Source organism: Halobellus sp. GM3 (assembly GCF_052545375.1).
On record NZ_JBQWLT010000009.1, the window covers coordinates 111,701 to 130,986 of the forward strand.

Below are 19,286 nucleotides of genomic sequence, written 5' to 3' on the forward strand. Positions count from 1 at the left end.
CTGGGTTCGGTGTCATTGCGTCGAGCCGGTCGCCGTCGGCGACACGGCCGAGGACGCCGGGCCGAGGATCTGATAGATCGCGTCTGTGACCTCCTCGGGCGCGCCCACGGACGTGACGACGACGTCCTCGCGCGCCTCGAACGCCCGGGCGACCTCCTCGGCGTGCGTCGCGTTGATCGCGGTCCCCCCGGGCTGGGTCTCGACGTAGGCGTGGCGGTTCGCCGGGATCTCCTCTATGAGGGGTATCACCCGGTCTTTCGTGTCGTTCGAGGAGTTCTCGGAGTCGCCGGCGGCGAAGACGTAGCGGTTCCACTCCGCCCACGGGTACTCCTCTGTGAGGATCTCCTTTGCGAGCTCATACGCGCTGGAGATGCGCGTGCCGCCGCCCGAGCGGATGCCGAAGAACTCCTCGCGGTCAACCTCCCAGGCGTCGGCGTCGTGGGCGATGTAGACGAACGCGGCGTTGTCGTACTTCCCCTGTAGGTACCAGTCCAACGGCGTGAACGTCCGTTCGACGAGCTCTCGTTTCTTCTCGCGCATCGATCCCGAGACGTCGCGGATGTTGACGACGACGACGTTGCGCTGTTTCTTCTCGACGGTCTCGGGGTGGCGGTACCGCTCGTCGTCGCGTCGGAACGGGACCTCGCGCAGTCCCTCGCGGCGGATCCGCTGGACCGCGGTGGTCCGCTCGACGGTCTCTTCGACCTCCGCGAAGGTGGCGAAGCGGCCGCGCTCCCCCTCGGGAATCTCGTCCCACTCGGCCTCGATCCACGCGAGCGAGACGAGAATGTTCCGCTCTCGACACCATCGGTAGACCGACTCGGGCGTCTCGCCGGCGACTTTCATCGCCGCGCGGACGAACGCCTCGTCGAAGTCGGTCGCGAGCTTCCGCTTGAGGCCCTGCTTGAACAGCCGCTCGAAGTCGAGCGTGCTGTTGGGGCCGGTCCGGGTGACGTCGGTGAACTCGCCCTCGACCTCTTCGATCACCTCCTTTCCTTTGGGTTCGAGATCCAAGCCGAGCTCCTCGTCGAGCTCCGCGGCGAACTCCTCGGGATCCATCTCGTAGTAGCCGTGTTCGCCACCGCTCTCACCGGGGTCGCCCTCTTCGTCACCGTCGTCTCCGTCGCCGTCTCCCGACTGCGGCTGCGGCTGGCCGATCGGCTGACCGACGTCGGGCGTGCCGCCCTGTCCCTGTCCGACGCCCCCTCGGTCGAGCCGGTCGTAGGTGAACTCCGGGAGGTCGACGACCTTGATCGGGATCCGTATCGCGTCCGCGTCCGAGCCGCCGAGGTCGCCGTAGCGGATGAACGATTCGAGGTCCTCGCGCCGCTCCTCGCCGACCTCGCGGAACCGCTCGAGGTCCTCTCTCAGTCCCATCGGCGGCGCACCTCCCGCATCACCGCGCGGCTCGTCAGCTCGGCGGAGGCCTCGGTGTACCCCCGCGTTCGCATCTCCTCGATCGCCTTCGACTTCAGCGCGGCCGTCTCCGTGCCCTCCGGCGGGTCCTCCCAGTGGGCCGGATCGAAGTCCTCGTAGAGCCGCCGGACGTCGTCCCAACTGTGAGTGTCGAGCACCGACCGGATCACCGGGATCTCCGCGAGGTCGACGTCGTCGATCGCGAACCCCTCGTCGCGGTTCTGCCAGGCGTAGCGGTTCAGCGCCGTGATGACCTTCTCCCGTCGGAACCGCTTGACCGACTCCGTCGGCTGGTTTCCGAGGTAGTCGCCGTCGCCGAACCGACCCAGCTGTTCGGTCTCGAAGAGCTTCATCACGAGCGGGTCCGGGTCGATCGGCCCGCGATCGGTCTCGACCCGCTCGTCGCCGTCCCACGCGTAGACGTGCTCGACGTACTCGGCGACGGTCTGTCGGTCGACCGACCGGTCGGCGAGGAGCGCCGAGAGCACGTCCGTCTCCTGTCTGTCGAGGACGTACTCTTTCGCCATCGCGACCCGGCCCTCGTACTCGGCGCGCTCGGACCGAGAGAAGACCGGCGCGTCGTGGAGTCCGGCGACCATCGCGTCGAGGACGTCCTCGGGGAGCACCACGCGCTCGACCGCGAGGTCGGCGTGCCGCCTGTCGGTGTCCTCGTGCAGCAGGTCCGCGACGACGTCGCGGGTGAACGTGACCGGAATCCCGTGGACCCCCTCGCCGACACCGTCGAAGTCGAACTCCTCGATCGTCGTGCGTCCGTCGCCCTCCTGCACGTAGCCGAAATCGAAGAGCAGGGCCTTGTCGAGGAGATCGTATCCCGCGGGAACGTCCTCGCTGTCGAGCCGCGTGAGCACGCTGTACATCGCCGCGGCCGCGACCGCGTGCGGAGCGAGTTCGCGGGCTCGGACCGCCCCCGGACCGCTCCGAACGTCGATCGAGAGCGGCGCGCGGACCCGTTCGCGCAGCTCCGCCTCGTCGTCGACGTCCCAGACGGTCGTCTCGTCCGTGAGCTCGCGGCGGATCAGCTCCGCCTCCAGCGAGACGTTGGTGAGATAGCGGAACTCGTGTTTGTCCAACCGCCGCTTCAGCGCCTTCAGCGGGTCGCTGCCGTTCCGGTCGGCGTACTTGTCCAGCTTGGCGTCGAGGTCCGGGTTCGAGATGATGAGCAGTTGGGTGTCGACGTCCATCCCGATCCCCTTATCGAGCTTCACGCGCCCCTCGTCGGGGACGTTCAGCAGCTTCTGCAGCAGGTCGGCGTGCTGGGCGGCGTCCTCGACGATCGTGAGGAGGCCGTTGCCCTGCGAGAGCACGCCGTCGTAGCTGAACGCCTGCGGGTTCTTGCGGCCGCGGGAGTCGAGCTCTCGGAGCATCCCCGGCATCCACGACCCCACGAGGCGCTCTTTCGGCGATCCGTCGTCCTCCGAGTGGAGGACGCCGATCCCGCGGCCGACGTCGACGACGTAGTTCTTCACGCGGAGGTGCGAGGGGTCGGTGACCGCCGAGAACAGCTCCCGCGTGCCGTTCCGTCGGTACGTCTCCTCGAGGTAGTCGTACGCCTCCCGGCAGAACGGGTCCAGCTCCTCGTCGACCGCGATCGGGACGTGGTCGCCCGACTCGCGGTTCAGCGCCGCCAGCAGCGTCGCGCGGACGTCGGCCGGGAAGACCGACAGCGGATGCGACTGCACCGGGCTCTCGTACCAGTCGTCCTCGCGCTCGGTGCCGGTCGTCTCGCCGCCGTAGGAGAGCCCGCGGGTGTCGCCGGCGGCCGCGACGTTCCACTCGACGGTGTAGCGGCGGCCGGCCGCCGTCTTCGAGTACGCGCGCAGGCCGTTGACGAGACAGCGCTTCAGCTCGGACTTCCCGGTCGCGGTCGGGCCGTCGAACCAGAGGATCTTCTCGGATTTCCCCCGTTCGGCGGCGATCGTCCGCAGGTCGTCGACGAACCCGTTCAGCACGCTCGTGTTCCCGAGCACGGCGTGCTCGCCGTCGTTCTCCGGGTCGTCGAAGAAGCGGTAGCGCTCTCCGGTCTCGCCCTCTTCGAGGACGGTTCGCGTCCCCATCGACTCGATGGCGTCGAGCAGGTACTTCGAGGCGTGCGCCGCGATCGACGGCCGCTCGAACGCGGCGTCGACGTAGGCCCGCAGGCTCATCGGCTCCTCGTAGGTGCCGCGGAGGTGCTCGTCGGCGATCTCGACGTACTCGCGCGTCGGATTCGAACTCGAAGTCATGTGCTTTCGTTCACCCCTCCAGCTCGCTCTTTGCCACCTCTGCGCCGGCGAACTCGAGCACCTCGCGCGCGCCCTCCGGGGAGTAGCCCTGCCCCACCAGCGCGTCGATCCACGCGCTGCGCTCGTCGTCGTCGAGCTCCTTCGCGCTCACCAGCGCCGAGAAGTTGATGTTGTGCTTTTTGTCCTCCCAGAGTTTGCGCTCTAAGGCCCGGCGGAGGCGGTCGTTGTCCTGCGGGTCGAAGGAGGTGCCCGTTCGAGCGCGGCGCGACACCCAGTTCGAGACCTCCTGTCTGAAGTCGTCCTTCCGGTCTTCGGGGATCTCGAGCTTCTCCTCGACCGAGCGCAGGAACGTCTCGTCGGGGTCCTGCTCGCGGCCGGTGAGCTCGTCCTCGACGGTGTCGTCGTCGATGTAGGCCATCACGTGGTCCATGTACTTCTCGCCCTGTCGGCGGATCTCCTCGATGTCGTACGCGAGCGCGTGCCGGACGTCCTCGATGGCGCGCGCCTTGTACTCCTCGCGCACCAGTTCGAGATAGCGGTAGTACCGATCGAGGTTGTCCTCCGGGATCGACCCGTGGTTCTCGAGGTTGGCCTCGAAGTGAGCGAACACCGACAGCGGCGAGAGATACGACCGACCGCGGTGCGTGGAGTCCATGATGGCCTCGGCGATCTCGTCGCCGACGAAGCGGGCGGAGATCCCCTCCATCCCCTCCGCGATGTCGGCGCTCGCCTCGCCGGCCTCGCGGAGCTTTCGGACGTCGACGTCGTCGCCGTCGTCGACCTCGCCGTTGTAGGCCTTCGCCTTCTGGACGAGCGAGACGTCGCTGTCGGGTTCGGTGATCCGGGTGAGCACGCCGAACAGGCCCGCCATCTCCAGGGCGTGCGGCTCGATGTGCATATCCGGCACGTCGGCGTTCCGGAGCATCTTCCGGTAGATCTCGGCCTCCTCGTCGTACTCTAAGACGTACGGGAAGTCGATCCGCTTCGTTCGGTCGTTGAACGCCTCCATCTTCTCGTCGCCCTTTTTCTCGCGGTACTCGGGCATGTTCGTCCGGCCGACGATCACCTGGTCGATGTCGATCCGGGGGTTGTTCTTCGGCTTGATCGTCTGCTCTTGGGAGGCGTGCAGGAAGTCATAGAGGAACTCCCGCTGGAGTTTCAACAGCTCCTCGCCGGAGAACAGCCCGCGGTTCGCGTTGCAGAATGCGCCCGCGTAGTCGAACGCTCGGGGGTCGGACTCGCCGTAGACGGCCAGTTTCGAGTAATTGACGTCGCCGGTGAGCTCCGTCTCGTCCTGGTTTTTCTTGTCCTTCGGCTCGAACGTCTCGACGCACTGCCGCTTGTTCTCGCTCGCGACGAGGCGGACGACCTCGACGTGATTCTCGAGGACCGCTCGGAGGTCGTCGTCGTAGTACGCGAGGAGGGAATCCAGATAGAACTCCGAGGCGGGATCGAGCGTCTGGTCGTTCCGGATGGTGTAGGGCGCGTCCAGTCGCTCGTTGATCCGTTCGATGACACCGTCGCGCTGGGCTTGGGGGAGGAGGACGAGCGGGTCCTGGTTCATCGGCGAGCGGACGACGTCGTCGGCGGGGTCCTGATCGCGGATGACGTCGCCGAGGTTCGTCCACCGGAACGTGTACATCCGCCCGGCGTCCGTCGAGGTGTAGTCCTCGAAGTAGCGTCTGACCATCCAATCGAAGTGCGATTTTCCGGACCCCACCGGGCCGAGCAGGAGCTTGATTCGCTTTTCGGGGCCGAGCCCGCGCGCGCCGGATTTGACCTTGTTCACGAACTCGTGGATCGACTCGTGGACCTCTCTTCCGTAAAAGGTGTTCTCACCGTCGTGGAGGGGGTCCTCCGCGGCCATCCGGTACTCGACGACGCCGGCGTCTTCGTCGTATTCCGTGCCGTAGTGGTCGAACATGTCCGCCACGCGCTGGTGGGCGTTTCGGGCGATCCGCGGGTCGTCGTACACGGCGTCGAGGTACCAATCGAAGCGCTTCGCTTCGCGGAGGTCTTCGGGCACCGACTCCTTGTACTGCCGACTCAGGGATTCGAGGGTTTCTCTGTCACCGTTCATTGTTTGTCCGTCTCGGGGAGCGACCAGCGCCCCCCGCTCGGACGGGAGGGCGCGTGCGAACCGCATCGATGGCTCATACCCGGGAGCGATCCGTGCGACCCGTTCCGAGCGGTGTGGTCACACTTGACACTCCATCACGCGCGACGACACATCACGGAGCGGCAGCGACAGGGCGGCGACGGGGCGGCAACGACGAGACGGCGACGGGCGACAGAACGTCGGGATTCGGCGGACAGTGCGTGTGGGTTATCGCTCGATCCGTTGACCGAGACTGGAAGTGTGTGAGGGATACACACACATAAGCCTTGCTCCGGTCGCGGTCGGCGGGAAGAGACGGCGCGAGCGAAGCGAGAGCGCACCGCGAACGCGTCGCTATTTGTACGCCGAGGACAGAGAGACGCGTATGGAGCAGTCGCGATGACGGGAGAGGACACCGCGTCCGAGAGCGAGGGGGGAACCGCATCGGAACGGGACCACGGCCCGCCGGCGGGGTGGACCCTCTGGAACGACGAACCGCGTGGGCGGCGGATCCTCGTGTTCCGCCCCGACGTGTTCAACGAGCGCGAGGGCCTCCCGGCGGCGTGTCTCCCGACGATTATGGTCTCGAACCGTTCGCGGGCCCGCCGACCGGGCGCGTCACAGCTTCCGACGGACACCTGGCACGTCGTCCTCACGCTCGAACCCGAAGTCGAGGCCGTCGTCGAGTCCTACGAGCGGCGCGAGGCGGCGCTCGCCGGGGCGAACGACCTCGCGCGGCGGTTCGCCGCCGGCGACGTCGACTACCGGGCGCCGTATCAGGTCCCGCGCGAGGCGTACCTCGACCGCCTCGACGAGGTGACCGGCGGAGACCGCGCGGGCGAAGCCGACACCGAGTGAAGACCGCGCGGACCGGACGCGAGGGAGCCCGACTCTTCAGAGAGGCGTCCAGAACACCGTTTTCCGGTCACCACCGCGCGAACGGAGTGTCGCCGGCGGCCAACTCGACGTAGGCCGCCTGCATCTCGCGGATCGCGGTCGGCAGCGCGGTCCCCGACTCGACGGCCGCGCGGACCGTCGCGCGCTTCCACGCGCTCGGTGCGGTGTGGGTCGCGCTCCGCCGCGCCTCGATCGGCTCGAGGGCCCACTCGATCGTCTCGGCGCCGACGCCGAGTTCGTCGAGGCCGCGTCGCGCCAGCGCGAACAGCTCGTCGTAGATCCGCCCCGTCGCAGTCGTCCGTTCGCCGTCGCTGGTGATCCACCGGAGGTCGGCGTTGGGGCCGTCCTCGACCGCGGCGTAGAACGAGTCCCGCGCGTCCGCCCACGGGAGCGTCGAAAGCGGGTGGTCGGTCGCGTCGACGCCGCGGAGGACGCCGGTGACGAGCGCCTGCACGCCGACGGTGTCTCGGAGCGTCGGCTGCGTCGGGAGGGGGCGGTACTCGATGCGGACCGACGACTCGTCGGCGTCGGCCGCCGGATCCCCGTCGGGACCGCGCGGGACGTCGCCGCCGAAGACGGGACGCACCCACCGCCAGTACGTCCCGCGTTTCGCGCCGAAGGCGGGATACCGATCGCTCCCGGGGTCTCCCTTGGTCGCAGAGTCGACCGGGTCATCGTCGCCGGCGACGTCAGGCGGTGCGACGAGCGTGGGATCGTCGGCGATCCGGTCGACTACCGCCTCGATGCTGTCGACGTCGCGCGGCACGCGACACTTGTGCGATCCCTCGTCGACGGAGCGCTCGAAGACGGGCACGCGGAGTTCGTGCGGCGTGCGGGCGAACAGCTCGGCCGTCTCCGCGGCGCCGGCGTCGGGGTAGCAGTCCGCCGGCAGGAACGGGGAGTTCGCCGAGAGCGAGAGGATCGGTCCCATCGTCCGCGTCGCGACGTTCAGGTAGCGGGGGACGTCGCCGGGGTCGGGAAGCTGCAGGTGCGGCTGCATCGAGGTCGCGAGAGACTCGACGAGCATCGATCGCGCGTCCGCGAGACCGGGGAGATCGAGGGGCGTCCGGCCGCCGTTCCGCTCGCGGATCACCGCATCGAGCGCGACGTACCGCGGGACCGGCCGCATATTCGTCGCGAGAAAGACGCCGTCGGTCTCGGTCCCCGCCTCGAGGTACTGAAGCGATCCCTCCTCGGGCGGCACGGTCCACATCGCATCGAGGACGAGCCGCCGACCGTCCGCCTGCAGGACGTCGTCGACCGCGCGTCGGATCGACACGAGTTCGTCGAGCTGACGGCGGAGCCCGGCGTCGCAGACGACGTCCGGTGCGGTGTGAAGCTCGGCGTTGTGCACGCCGAGCTCGCGGCTGCAGCCGTCGACGTCGAAGAGCCGCTCGGGCGCGGCCGCCAACCGCCCCGCCCCGTCGACGACGTAGGCCTCGAGTTCGAGTCCGACCGCGAAGCCGGAGGCGTCGAAGACGCCCGCCTGGATGTCGGTTCGCAGCGATTCGGCCTCCCCGCGGACGCGACGCTCGAACGCCTCACGCCGGTCGGGCTCGAGGGCCGCGCGCACGGCGTCGGTCGTCTCTGTCATTACGTAGGTGTCGCAGCCGACGGCTACTGATACTGTCGGCTGCCCAGCGGCTTCGGCCGCGATGCGTCACGGAGTCCCGTCACTCGACGTCGCTCGTCTCGTCGGCGTCTTCCAAGCCCGACTCCCGGAGGATGAACGGACCGATAGAGAGCGTCCGCTTCGCGACGGTACCGATCCGGAGGATGAACGACAGGAGGACCGCGAACGGGAGGAGCGTCACCGTCGCGGCGGCCGCGACGATCCAGACGTACTGTGAGATCCCGACCAACGGCGCGGATAACGCCGGCAGCACGCCGCTGAACAGGAGCAGACTCGTCGCAACGAGGAGAGACGGAACCGCGCTGTACAGCATCGCGCGCGAGAGGTTGACCAACTCCCACTGGAAGTACATCGTTTTGAAGTGCTCCCGTGCGGGACTGAACAGCGCCAGCACGGTCACGACGTCGTCGAGCGCTTCCCGCACCGCCGACGCCGAATCCCCGCTGTCGTCTCCGAGCACCGCCCGCAACCGTCGGGCCTCGTAGATCTTCCACGAGTAGTTGAAATCCAGCGCCGCCGAGATCACGTCGAAGGTCCCGAACTGCCGATCTTCGAGGTCGTCGCTCACCGACGACGCGTGCCGAACCACCGCCTCGGCGTACTCGCTCACCTCGTCGACGTCTCCGTCTTCCGCGGCGGCCCCCGCGAGCTGAGTTGCCCGCGTTTCGACCCCCTCGATGAGTTGACGGAGGAACGCCGAGGGCGTCACGGGCGCGACGTCGATACCCAGTTCGTCCTCGACCTCCTCGCGGAAGGACATCGATCCCGCCATCCGTTCGCGCTGGTCTCCCAGCGGTCCGAGCTCTTGGGAGAGCACGATCGAGTTGATCGAGACGACGAGCGTCACTCCCGTGATCGTCGAGGTCACGAGCGCCTGAAACAGCGTCTGCACCGGGTCGCCGGCGCTCAGTAAGACACGATCGGGGACGAGCGCCCCAACGAGGAGGAGTACGACGAAGAAGCCGAGCAGGCCGACGCCCGCGACGGTCCACCGGTCCGCTGTGAGGAACAGCCAGAGTTTGATTCGGCTCTTCTCGCCGCGACGTTCCATCGTGTCGCTCGGTATGTTTTCCGAGGCGGTGGTTTCGGAGCTCATCTGTGGTGCGGAACGGTAATCAGAGGTCGTCTCGGGCGCCCGACGCCGCGTTCAGTTTTCGTCGTCCTTCAGCTCTTCCAGTTCGGCCTCGACCTCGGACTCGTCGACGTCGACGTCCGCGACGGCCCCGGAATCGGTCTCGGCTTCGCTGTCGGCGGAGGCGGAAGCCGAGGCCGAACCGGCCCCGGAGTCGCCCATCTCGGCTTTGAGCGTTTCGAGCTCGGAGTCGACCTCCGCGCTCGTCCGACCGCTCTCGAGCTCTCGGTCGATGCTGTCCTTATCCGACAGCGCGTCCTCGAAGGCGCCGGTGTCGACGAGTTCGTCCATCGCCTCCGAGCGGGCCTCCATCTCGTCGGTGCGCTCCTCGGCGCGCTCGATCGCGCGCGAGACGTCCTCCATTTCGTCGCCGACGCCGGTCATCGCCTCCGAGACGCGCGAGGACGCTTCGGCGGCCTCATAGCGCGCCTTCATCGTCTCCTTTTTCGTCCGGAACTCCTCGATGCGGTTCTGGAGTTCGTTCTTCTTGTCGACGAGGTTCTCCTGGGTCGCCTGCAGGTCGGCGATCTGGCCCTCCAGCTCTTCGATCTGGGACATCTTCGCCTGCTTTTTTTCCAGCGCCTGCCGCGCGAGGTCGTCTCGGTCCTGCCGGACGGCCTCTCTGGCCTGCTCGTTGTGCTTTTCGACGTTCTCCTCGAGGCGTCGCTTCTGGATCTCCAGTCGCTTCTTCTGAGTCGTGAGGTCGGCGATGCCCTGCTTTACGTCCTGTAGCTCGTCGCGCATCTGCTCGTAAGAGTACTCGAGCGTTTCCGTCGGGTCCTCAGCGCGGTTGAGGAGGGCGTTCAGTTTCGAGCGGACGACGTAGGACGCGCGTGAGAGGATTCCCATACGTCCCACGTTGGGCACGCCGGAGTTAAAACCTCACGTGCCGAACCACCCGGTCTGATGGACGAGACCATCTTTCTACCCGACGGCCGCGACGCTCGCGGCACGCTCGATGCGGCCGCCGCTGACGCTCGGCGGTGCGTGGTCGCCTGCCCCCCGCACCCACAGCACGGCGGCCACCGCGGCGACCAGCGACTCCGCGCGGTGAGCGAGGCGCTGAACGCCCGCGGCGTCGACTGCCTGCGGTTCGACTACGGCGCGTGGGACGGCGGTCGCGGCGAGCGCACGGACGCGCTCGCGGGGGTCCAGTGGGCCCGCGAGCGCTACGACCGAGTCGGTCTGTTCGGCTTCAGCTTCGGCGGGGCCGTCGCGCTCTCGGCGGGGGCACGCGGCGCCGACGTCGATGCGGTGAGCGCGTTAGCCCCCCCGGCACGCGTCGGAACGGCGAGAGCCGACTTCGGGGCGGAATCCGGTCCTGTCGGTGCGGACGATTCGGGCGACGCGAGCGACGCAGGCGATTCGGGCGACGCGAACGATGCAGGCGATCCAGCCGTCGGCGACGCCGAAATCGGCGGAATCGACGCCGTCGCCGACCTCGGTTCGATTCCCGAGGAGATCCCGGTGCAAGTCCTCTACGGCACGCGCGACGACGTCGCGGACGTGGGCCCGGTCGTCGCGCTCGCCCGCGAGCGCGGTGACGCAGTCGTCGAGTTCGCGGCGGACCACTTCTTCGTCGGGCAGGAGTCGAAGGTCGCGACCGCGGTCGCGGACTTCGTCACGCCCGCGTTGGGGAGTCCCGAGTGACGGCGGATTTCACAGAAACGGAACGGCGAGCCCCGCAGTGAGCCAACTGACGGCGAGCCAGCCCGCGAAGTTCCACCACGGCACGCCGCGGTACCGGGGGCCGGGTGGGCCGCCGGTGTAGGTCCAGTGGCCGTCAGCGACGCCCCGGTGGTCCGCGAGGAGGTCGTAGGCGGTGGCGAGCGCGCCCGCGGCCGCCACCGCCGCCCCGCCCGCGGTCGCGAGGAGCGCCACGCGGTATGCGACGTACACTGTCCCGGTCCACCCGAACAGGACGTAGAGCGGGACGCCGAGGACCTTCGGACCGACGTGGTGTTCGAGCCACCCGCGCGCGATCACGAACGCCTCGGCGACGAACGCCACGGCCGCGCCGCCCCCGAAGAACGCGAGCGTCGCCGCGAGCGGCCACGTCGCCGCCGCGTGCGCGAGCGAGGCGAGGCCGACCGCGACGGTCGCCGCGGCGAAGCGACGGCTGGAAGGCATACGAGTCGCTTTCGGGGCGGAGGAGAAAAACGCCGCGCCGGTCATAGGGATCATCGTAAGTCCTCATAGATCCTCGTCGCACCACCCGGAGAGAATCTATGAACAGTTACGATACTCCCTGTCAGGCTCCCGGCTCGCGGTAGCCCGCAGCGAACGAGACCGCGATCGCGACGACGCCGGCGGCGACGACGAACGCCCAGAAGCCGCCCCACGCGGCCGCGCCGAAGTTGCTCGTCACCGCGTACGCGAGCGCCGCTGCGGCGAGGCCGCTCCCGACGGGGAGCAGAAACGGGAGATCGCTCCACTGTCCGCCCGCGTTGACGTACTCGACGGCGTAGCCCCAGAGGTTGCCGACCGTGAAGCGCAGCACGACCACCGCGAGCAGGCCGGCGGCGACGGCGACGACGCTCGTGTGGGTCGTGGTTGCGGCCTGTTCTTCGAGCCCGGATGCGGCCCGCCGGAGGGATCCCACCGCACCGACGAGAAACGCGGCAACGTCGAGGAGGTACCAAGGGCGGAAGCGATCGCGGACGCGCTGGTGGAGGGGCACACCCGGCCGTTCGCAGCCCACAGGTAACAACTTCCGGTGTCGGATTCTCGCACACCAGACGGTTCGGGCGTGTCGTGATCGAAGCAAAAAAGTGCGGAGGCGGAGCGAAGGCGGGGCGGTCGCGGTGCAGTCGCGGTCGTCGTTCCGGTCTCGTACCACGAGGCTCGCCGCCGCGAGCCTCGCGGGGAGTTTTTCCCTCCAGGTTTTTGCGCGGAGGGGTCCCGTGGACCCCTCCGCAGTAAAAAGGTGGGAGATTAATTATACCCTCTCCAGCGGTGGCCGCACTCGGTGCACTTGAAAAACCGCGTCGGGGGCTCGTCGGCTGAGCCGGTCTGTTTGATCGTGTACCAAGCCTCCCGGTTCCCGCAGTCGTCGCAGACGACGTCGGTCGCGGTCGGTTTCCCCTCGAAGTTCGCGTCCTCGGTGGTCTCGATCACGTCGCCGTCGGTCTGCGTCTCCGTCGAGACGAACTGCGCGGCCAGTTCCTCGTCCTGTTCGGCCTCGGCGCCGCAGTCGTCGTTCGTACAGACCATCGCGCCGTTTCGCGAGACCATCATCGTGCCGCACTCGTCGCAGAATTGCATTCGACCGTGATTTATCGCCGCGGGCACAAGTGTCTCACTTTTCGACCATCGGACAGTTCCTGACGCAGAAGTGCTCGACGTCGTCGACCTCGACGATCCGCGTTCCCTCGTGGTCACACGACAGCTCCGGGGGCTCACTCAGGTAGGGGCAGCGCTCACAGTACTCCTCCTTGGACACGACGTACTCACGCGCGTTGGGCTCGGACTCGGAAATCGGCTCGGCGGGCTCGCCGACGCCGACTTTCGTGGTCGGGTCGTCCGGGTCCTCGAGCGACGACCAGAGGGTCTCCTCGTCGATTTCGGCGACGGACATCGTCTCGAAAGGGTCTCCGCTCGAACCCCCCTCGTCCGAGGTGGCCGAGCCGTCGTCCACCGACGACTGTGAGCGCTCCCCGCGGCGGTCGGAGACGCGGCGGGCGAGATCAGAGAGCGGCGCGTCGGCGTCGCTGTCGCCCCCAGACGGTGCACTCTCCTCGGCAGCCTGCGTCGGGGTGTCGCCGGGGTCGTTCGGTTCCAAGGGATCGGCGGGTCTCTCCCGGGAGAAGGTATCGTCCGAGGTGTTCCGTTCGGAAGAATCGTCCGAGCCGTCCCGTTCGGGGGATTCGCCCGGTGCATCCCGGTCCGTGGAATCGTCGCTCACTCCTCGGTCACCTCCTCGTTGCCGAAGACGAAGTCGGCCTCGGGGCGATCGCGTCCGTCGCCGTCCTCGGCGAACGCCTCCCCGAGGTTCTCGAGTGACTCGCCGACGCCGTCGGGGGCGTCCGTCTCGGCCTCCGGGCCCTCCAGCGCGGGCCAGTTACCGACCGTGAGCCGATCCGAACCGAAGAAGCCGCGCTTCGGTTCGACGCCGTCGACGGGGGACTCACAGTGCGGGCAGAAGGGCTCATCGAGCAGGCTGATCCTGACCGACTGGCCGCAGGACTCACAGGCGGCCGTCGCCACCCCCTGGCGGTTCGCCTCGCGGTGGAGAGCGGAAACGGCCGCCCGCTCTGTCGACTCGCGTTCGAGCGCCGCGACGCGGGCCCGGAGGTCGACGACCGCCCCCGCGACGGTGTCGAGTTTCGCGTCGTGGTCGTCCGCGGTCTCGGTGAGGTACTCGAGGATCTCCTCGTAGTTCTCGAATCCCGCGGCCATTCGGTCCTCGAGGGCCGGGTGATCGTGGTCCGCCGGAGCCTTCGCGTCCGTCTCGCGTTTGACCTGTATGACGCGCTCTCTGACGTCCGTTATCTTCTCGTCGAGATCGGTCTCGAGGGCCGCGATTCGGTCTGCGGCCTCGCGTAATTCCGCCGTGAGCGCTTCGACTTCCGTCGCCGATGCCGGTTCCGGGGCTTCGGTGTCCGAGCCCGTTTTCGAGTCCCCGTTCGCGGCGGGATCGACCGACTCGAGATAGTCGGGGTCCTCTTCGAGTAGCCGGTGGGCGGCGATCAGCCGACGAACGATCTCCTCGCGCGTCAGATCATCGGCCGCTGCCCGCTCGGCCACCCACGACTCGAGCTCGTCTGGTAGTCCATCGACGCGCTCGGTCCCCATCTACGGGAGTCATAGGCTTCCGCTTCTTAAGTATCCTGCTGCTCGGGGAACCCGGACGGTCGCTCCGGGCACTGACCGCGTATTCGATCCGTCCAGAGGATTCGGCGGAAGGTGCGGTCCTCCCGTAAGTATTCGTACCCGGGCGCACAACTGGTCTCTATGAACCACTCGGGCGAGGTCGAGGGCATCGCCGTCGGCGTCGACGCGGACGGCGACAACATCCCCGCGGTCGTCGTCGCCGCCCGCTCGGAGTACCTCCCGATCGTCGTCACCGCCGACCAGGCCAGGGCGATCCAGCTTGCGCTCTCGGGTGAGCCGTTCGAGCGGCCGCTGACGCACGACCTCCTCGTGGAGATCCTCACCGAGTTCGGGGGCGCGATCGACCGAGTCCGGGTCGACGACGTCGCGGACGGGACGTTCTACGCGAAGATCGACGCCGAGCGCTACGACAACGGCGAGCCACAGACGTTCGTCTTCGACGCGCGCCCGAGCGACGCCATCGCGCTCGCGGTTCGGGTCGACTGCCCGATCGAGGTCGCCGACGCCGTCCTCGACGAGGCGGGGCAGCCTCCGGACCGCTTCGATCTCGGCGGAGACGGTTCACGCCGAGAGGGAACCGAGGGATCGACCGAGAAGCCGGACGACTTCGACGACTTCAGCGACTTCGGCGACGAGCGGTAGACGGCTGTGGTCGGCGGCCGGGGACCGCGCATCGATCGACTGACGCTCGCGCATCGCTTATCCCGCCGGCGCGCGGAGTACCCGCTATGACTCTCTCCGTCGAGACGCCACCGGCGCCCGAACTGGAAGACGCTGTCGACCCGAACGAGTACGACGACGCGGAGATCATCGGCGACACCGACTACCGACGCGACGACCTCGAAGCCCTCCTGCGCGAGGGCGCGTGGGAAGACGCCTTCGAGTCGTGGCGCGCCGAGACCGACGTGACGGCCGCAGAGTGGCGGATCGTCCTCGATCTGGAACTCCTCGCGCACTTCGACTTCTTCTGGGACGACTTCGCCGACCGCGTGGGGTATCACGCGCCCGGGATCCCGGAGGACTGGAAGGAGCGCGACCTCCACCCCGACGTCGCCTCGTGGAAGACCGTCTCCGCCATCAACGCCGGCCTGACGGAACTCGGACAGACCGTCTGTGAGGTGCTGAAAGACGACTACATCACGTGGGAGTCCGAGTACGAGGCGCCCGAGGACCTTCCTGATTTCTCATAGCCCACCCACCTTTTTTCCAGCGGTGGGTTTCCTCGCTCACTGCGTTCGCTGCGGGAACCCACCGTGCAAAAACCTGGAGGGAAAAAGGCCGCTCGCGCGGCAGACGGCCGCGCGAGCGGTGGGACTCGGAACGGCGACCGCTCCGCGATCGCGACGACGGAACGTAATCCGCCCCGCTACCGCTCTCCCGACGCGTTGTCTCGGAGGTGATTGACCCGTCGCAGGTGTGAAGAGAGACGCGGCAGTTCCACGGATTTCATATACGTTCGTTGGTACTCCACCTGTATGGACGAAGTCGACGACCAGTACACGCCCGCGGACGTCGAGTCCGCGGTCGAAGCCTACTGGGACGACGCAGACGCCTACGAGGCGACGAAGGAGGCGCACGCCGACGACCCCGCCTTCTTCTTCGTCGACGGGCCGCCGTACACCTCCGGACAGATGCACCTCGGGACGGCGTGGAACAAGACGCTGAAGGACGCCGTCATCCGACACAAGCGGATGACGGGCCACCGCGTCACCGACCGCCCGGGCTACGATATGCACGGCCTCCCGATCGAGGTGAAAGTCGAAGAGGAACTCGGCTTCGAGACCAAGCGCGACATCGAGGAGTACGGGATGGAGGCGTTCATCGACGAGTGCAAACGGTTCGCCGAGGAGAACCGCGAGGCGATGGACGAGGACTTCCAGTCGATCGGCGTCTGGATGGACTGGGACGACCCCTACGAGACCATCTCGCCCGAGTATATGGAGGCCGCGTGGTGGGCCTTCCAGAAGGTGGACGAACGCGGCCTCGTCGAACAGGGCAAGCGCTCGGTGAACTACTGCCCGCGGTGTCAGACCGCCATCGCCGCCAACGAGGTCGAGTACGACGAGATCACTTCGCCGTCGATCTACGTGAAGTTCCCCCTCCGAGACCGAGAGGGCAGCCTCGTCATCTGGACGACGACGCCCTGGACGATTCCCGCGAACACCTTCGTCGCGGTCGACGGGGAGATGACCTATCAGGCCGTCCGCGCCGAGAAAGACGGCGCGGAGGAGGTCCTCTACATCGCCGAACCGTGCGTCGAGGACGTCCTGAAGAAGGGCCGCTACGAGGACTACGAGGTCGTCGAGGAGTTCGACGGCGACGAGCTCGTGGGATGGGAGTACGACCACCCGCTCGAAGCCCACCTGAGCGAGGTCGCCGACTTCGAGGGCGCAGGCGAGGTCTACACCGCCGAGTACGTCGAGGCCGACCGCACGGGCCTCGTCCACTCCGCGCCCGGGCACGGGCAGGAGGACTTCGCCCGCGGGGAGGAACTCGGACTCGACGTGTACGTCCCCGTGAACGGTCGCGGGGAGTTCACCGAGGCGGCGGGCGACTACGCCGGCACGTTCGTCCGCGACGCCAACGACCCGATCATCGAAGACCTCGACGACGCGGGCGCGCTGCTCGCGTCGGGGGCGCACGACCACCGCTACGGGCACTGCTGGCGCTGCGACACGGACATCATCTTCCTCGCGACCGACCAGTGGTTCATCACGGTCACCGACATCAAAGACGAGCTCCTCGCGAACATCGAGGATACCGAGTGGTACCCGCAGTGGGCCCGCGACAACCGCTTCCACGACTTCGTCGCCGACGCGCCCGACTGGAACATCTCCCGGCAGCGCTACTGGGGGATTCCGCTCCCCATCTGGCAGGCCGACGACGGCGAGTGGATCGTCGTCGGGACGCGCGAGGAGCTGGCCGAGCGCGTCGATCAGGAGGTCGACCCCGACGAGATCGACCTGCACCGCCCGTCGGTCGACCCGCTGACGATCACCGAGGACGGCAAGACCTACGAGCGCGTGCCGGACGTCTTCGACGTCTGGATCGACTCCTCGGTCGCGTCGTGGGGCACGCTCGACTACCCGAGCGAGACCGACGCCCACGACGACCTGTGGCCCGCCGACTGGATCGTCGAGGCGCACGACCAGACCCGCGGGTGGTTCTGGTCCCAACTGGGAATGGGCTCGGCCGCGGTCGGCCGCGCGCCCTACGAGGAGGTGATGATGCACGGCTTCGTCAACGACGAGGACGGACGAAAGATGTCGAAGTCCCGCGGGAACATCGTCACGCCCGAGGAGGCGATCGAACGCGCCGGCCGCGACCCGCTGCGAGCGTACCTCCTCAGCCACGACCAGCAGGGCGTCGACCTCTCCTTCGAGTGGGACGGATTAGGGGAGATGCAGTCGACGCTCAACATCTTCTGGAACGTCTTCCGCTTCCCGCTGCCGTACATGGAACTTGACGGCTACGACCCCGCCGATGCGGACCTCGCTGACGGCGAACGCACCATCGTCGACGAGTGGGTGCTCTCGCGCCTGCAGTCGGTCGAGGCCGAGGCGGCCGACGCGTGGGCGAACTACGAGGTCAGCGACGCGCTCAACGCCGTGCTCGAGTTCCTCACCGAGGACGTCTCCCGGTTCTACGTGAAGGCGATCCGCGAGCGGATGTGGGAGGAGGAGGACTCGGCCTCCAAACGCGGCGCGTACGCGACGCTCGCAACCGTGCTGGAGGAGACGATCAGGCTGCTGGCGCCGTACACGCCGTACCTCGCAGAGCAGATGTACCAGCACCTCGATGGGAGCGAGACGAGCGTCCACGCGCTGTCGTACCCCTCCGCCGACGACTCGCTGCGCGACGAGGAGCTCGAACGGCGGATGGCCGTCCTCCGCGACGTCGAGGAGGCGGCGGCGAACGCGCGCCAGCAGGGCGGGCGGAAGCTCCGCTGGCCGGTCCAACGGGTCGTCGTCGCCACCGGGGACGACGACGTAGCCGAGGCCGTCGAGGCCCTCTCGGACCTCCTCGCAGAGCGCGTCAACGCCCGCTCGATCGACGTCGTGAGCGAGTTCGACGAACTCATCGAGCGCGCGGAGCCCCAGATGAGCGTCATCGGCCCCGAGTTCGGCGCCGACGCGCAGAACGTGATGGAGGCCGTGCAGGGGAAGACGCGCGCCGAAGTCGAAGGCGGCGTCGAAGTCGACGGCGAGCGCTACGACCTCGCCGACGAGATGGTCCGCTACGAGGCCGAGCCGCCGGCGCACATCTCCGCGACGGAGTTCGACGGCGGCACCGTCTACGTCGACACCTCGCTCACCGACGCGATCGAAGCCGAGGGCTACGCGCGCGACGTCGTCCGTCGGATCCAAGAGATGCGAAAGCGCCTCGACTTGGAGGTCGACGCCGAGATCGACACCTACGTCGACGTCGCCGACGACCGAATCGCCGCGTTCGTCGACAGCCACCGCGACGTCGTCGCCGAGGAGACCCGAACCCGGGAGTTCGTCGCCGGCGACGAACTGGCCGCAGACGGCGAGTGGGCGCTCGTCGAAGAGTGGGACGTCGAGGGCGTGACCGTCACGATCGGCGTCGAGCCGGTCGAGACGTAACATACCGACAGATACGGACTGCTGTACTTGGGTATCGGTGCCTGCGACACCGAGGCCGTGATCGTCGGGGAGAGACTACAGCATCCGTTGGGAGGAGCAGATCGGATCAAACCCACTTCTCCGTCGCTATCGCGATAGTATCTCAGAACCACGCCGGTAGTAACGCGAAGTATCGTCTATGGATTCGTAAAAACACGCATAGCGGTTCCAGACGTGTGGTAACACGCCCCGTATGGGGAGATTATGGCGACCGAACAGGGATATACCGAGGCGAAGAAAGACCTCGAAGAGACGTTTGGGATGGTTCCGCCACCGTTGGACGCGATTCCAGAGGACGACGCCGTCCAAGAGGTCGTGTTTAGTTAAGGATGAAGAGTGAGGCGGGAGAATTCCTTGGTGATCTATGCCAGAAATCGCCCGCCTCAGC

Annotated in this window: 17 protein-coding genes; 6 read left to right on the top strand and 11 right to left on the bottom strand. The window is 67.7% G+C overall.

Annotated elements, in window-relative coordinates:
- Positions 1-12: 12 nt before the first annotated feature.
- The 3 genes from ACT3HL_RS14310 to ACT3HL_RS14320 are packed head-to-tail and all read right to left on the bottom strand — an operon-like array spanning position 13 to position 5,739.
- Positions 13-1,377: a DUF444 family protein gene (locus ACT3HL_RS14310; protein WP_445087449.1), complete on the bottom strand. Its 1,365-nt coding sequence runs from the start codon at positions 1,375-1,377 to the stop codon at positions 13-15.
- Positions 1,368-3,659 (bottom strand): PrkA family serine protein kinase, encoded by a 2,292-nt coding sequence (locus tag ACT3HL_RS14315; protein WP_445087450.1) that lies wholly within the window; start codon positions 3,657-3,659, stop codon positions 1,368-1,370. Before ACT3HL_RS14315 ends, ACT3HL_RS14310 begins: the two co-directional genes overlap by 10 nt.
- Positions 3,660-3,669: 10 nt before the next feature.
- Complete coding sequence (locus ACT3HL_RS14320; protein ID WP_445087451.1) at positions 3,670-5,739, bottom strand: PrkA family serine protein kinase; 2,070 nt, start codon at positions 5,737-5,739, stop codon at positions 3,670-3,672.
- Between the two features lie 417 nt (positions 5,740-6,156).
- On the opposite strand from ACT3HL_RS14320, the gene ACT3HL_RS14325 reads away from it, so the two are divergent.
- Positions 6,157-6,615: a DUF5820 family protein gene (locus ACT3HL_RS14325; RefSeq protein ID WP_445087452.1), complete on the top strand. Its 459-nt coding sequence runs from the start codon at positions 6,157-6,159 to the stop codon at positions 6,613-6,615.
- Positions 6,616-6,682: 67 nt separating this feature from the next.
- Here ACT3HL_RS14325 and ACT3HL_RS14330 read toward each other — a convergent pair whose 3' ends face one another.
- The 3 genes from ACT3HL_RS14330 to ACT3HL_RS14340 all read right to left on the bottom strand — a co-directional run bounded on the left by ACT3HL_RS14330 (position 6,683) and on the right by ACT3HL_RS14340 (position 10,268).
- Positions 6,683-8,248, bottom strand: coding sequence for a hypothetical protein (locus tag ACT3HL_RS14330; RefSeq protein ID WP_445087453.1), 1,566 nt, complete (start codon positions 8,246-8,248; stop codon positions 6,683-6,685).
- 79 nt (positions 8,249-8,327) lie between these two features.
- A complete protein-coding gene (locus ACT3HL_RS14335; RefSeq protein WP_445087454.1) occupies positions 8,328-9,338 on the bottom strand; it encodes a hypothetical protein in 1,011 nt (336 codons plus the stop codon).
- 96 nt (positions 9,339-9,434) lie between these two features.
- On the bottom strand, positions 9,435-10,268 hold the full coding sequence (locus tag ACT3HL_RS14340; RefSeq protein ID WP_445087455.1) for a PspA/IM30 family protein: 834 nt from the start codon (positions 10,266-10,268) through the stop codon (positions 9,435-9,437).
- A gap of 57 nt (positions 10,269-10,325) precedes the next feature.
- Between ACT3HL_RS14340 and ACT3HL_RS14345 the strand changes: the two genes are divergently transcribed.
- Positions 10,326-11,069, top strand: a complete 744-nt coding sequence (locus ACT3HL_RS14345) for an alpha/beta hydrolase (protein WP_445087456.1) — start codon at positions 10,326-10,328, stop codon at positions 11,067-11,069.
- A 9-nt stretch (positions 11,070-11,078) separates the two neighbouring features.
- On the opposite strand, the gene ACT3HL_RS14350 is transcribed toward ACT3HL_RS14345, so the two are convergent.
- The 5 genes from ACT3HL_RS14350 to ACT3HL_RS14370 form a co-directional block, all read right to left on the bottom strand.
- Entirely contained in the window at positions 11,079-11,549 is a 471-nt protein-coding gene (locus ACT3HL_RS14350; protein ID WP_445087457.1) for a carotenoid biosynthesis protein, read from the bottom strand.
- Between the two features lie 121 nt (positions 11,550-11,670).
- Positions 11,671-12,099, bottom strand: a complete 429-nt coding sequence (locus ACT3HL_RS14355) for a hypothetical protein (protein WP_445087458.1) — start codon at positions 12,097-12,099, stop codon at positions 11,671-11,673.
- 254 nt (positions 12,100-12,353) lie between these two features.
- Positions 12,354-12,683 carry a transcription factor S gene (locus tag ACT3HL_RS14360; protein WP_445087459.1) on the bottom strand — a complete coding sequence of 110 codons (330 nt, stop codon included), beginning with the start codon at positions 12,681-12,683 and terminating at the stop codon, positions 12,354-12,356.
- A 34-nt stretch (positions 12,684-12,717) separates the two neighbouring features.
- A complete protein-coding gene (locus ACT3HL_RS14365) occupies positions 12,718-13,323 on the bottom strand; it encodes a hypothetical protein (RefSeq protein ID WP_445087460.1) in 606 nt (201 codons plus the stop codon).
- A complete protein-coding gene (locus ACT3HL_RS14370; RefSeq protein WP_445087461.1) occupies positions 13,320-14,213 on the bottom strand; it encodes a CopG family transcriptional regulator in 894 nt (297 codons plus the stop codon). Before ACT3HL_RS14370 ends, ACT3HL_RS14365 begins: the two co-directional genes overlap by 4 nt.
- A 159-nt stretch (positions 14,214-14,372) precedes the next feature.
- On the opposite strand from ACT3HL_RS14370, the gene ACT3HL_RS14375 reads away from it, so the two are divergent.
- The 4 genes from ACT3HL_RS14375 to ACT3HL_RS14390 all read left to right on the top strand — a co-directional run bounded on the left by ACT3HL_RS14375 (position 14,373) and on the right by ACT3HL_RS14390 (position 19,225).
- Positions 14,373-14,894, top strand: coding sequence for a bifunctional nuclease domain-containing protein (locus ACT3HL_RS14375; protein WP_445087462.1), 522 nt, complete (start codon positions 14,373-14,375; stop codon positions 14,892-14,894).
- A gap of 86 nt (positions 14,895-14,980) precedes the next feature.
- Complete coding sequence (locus ACT3HL_RS14380; RefSeq protein ID WP_445087463.1) at positions 14,981-15,442, top strand: hypothetical protein; 462 nt, start codon at positions 14,981-14,983, stop codon at positions 15,440-15,442.
- A gap of 285 nt (positions 15,443-15,727) precedes the next feature.
- Entirely contained in the window at positions 15,728-18,859 is a 3,132-nt protein-coding gene (gene ileS / locus ACT3HL_RS14385; protein WP_445087464.1) for an isoleucine--tRNA ligase, read from the top strand.
- A gap of 243 nt (positions 18,860-19,102) precedes the next feature.
- Positions 19,103-19,225, top strand: a complete 123-nt coding sequence (locus ACT3HL_RS14390; protein WP_445087465.1) for a hypothetical protein — start codon at positions 19,103-19,105, stop codon at positions 19,223-19,225.
- Positions 19,226-19,286 lie beyond the last annotated feature (61 nt).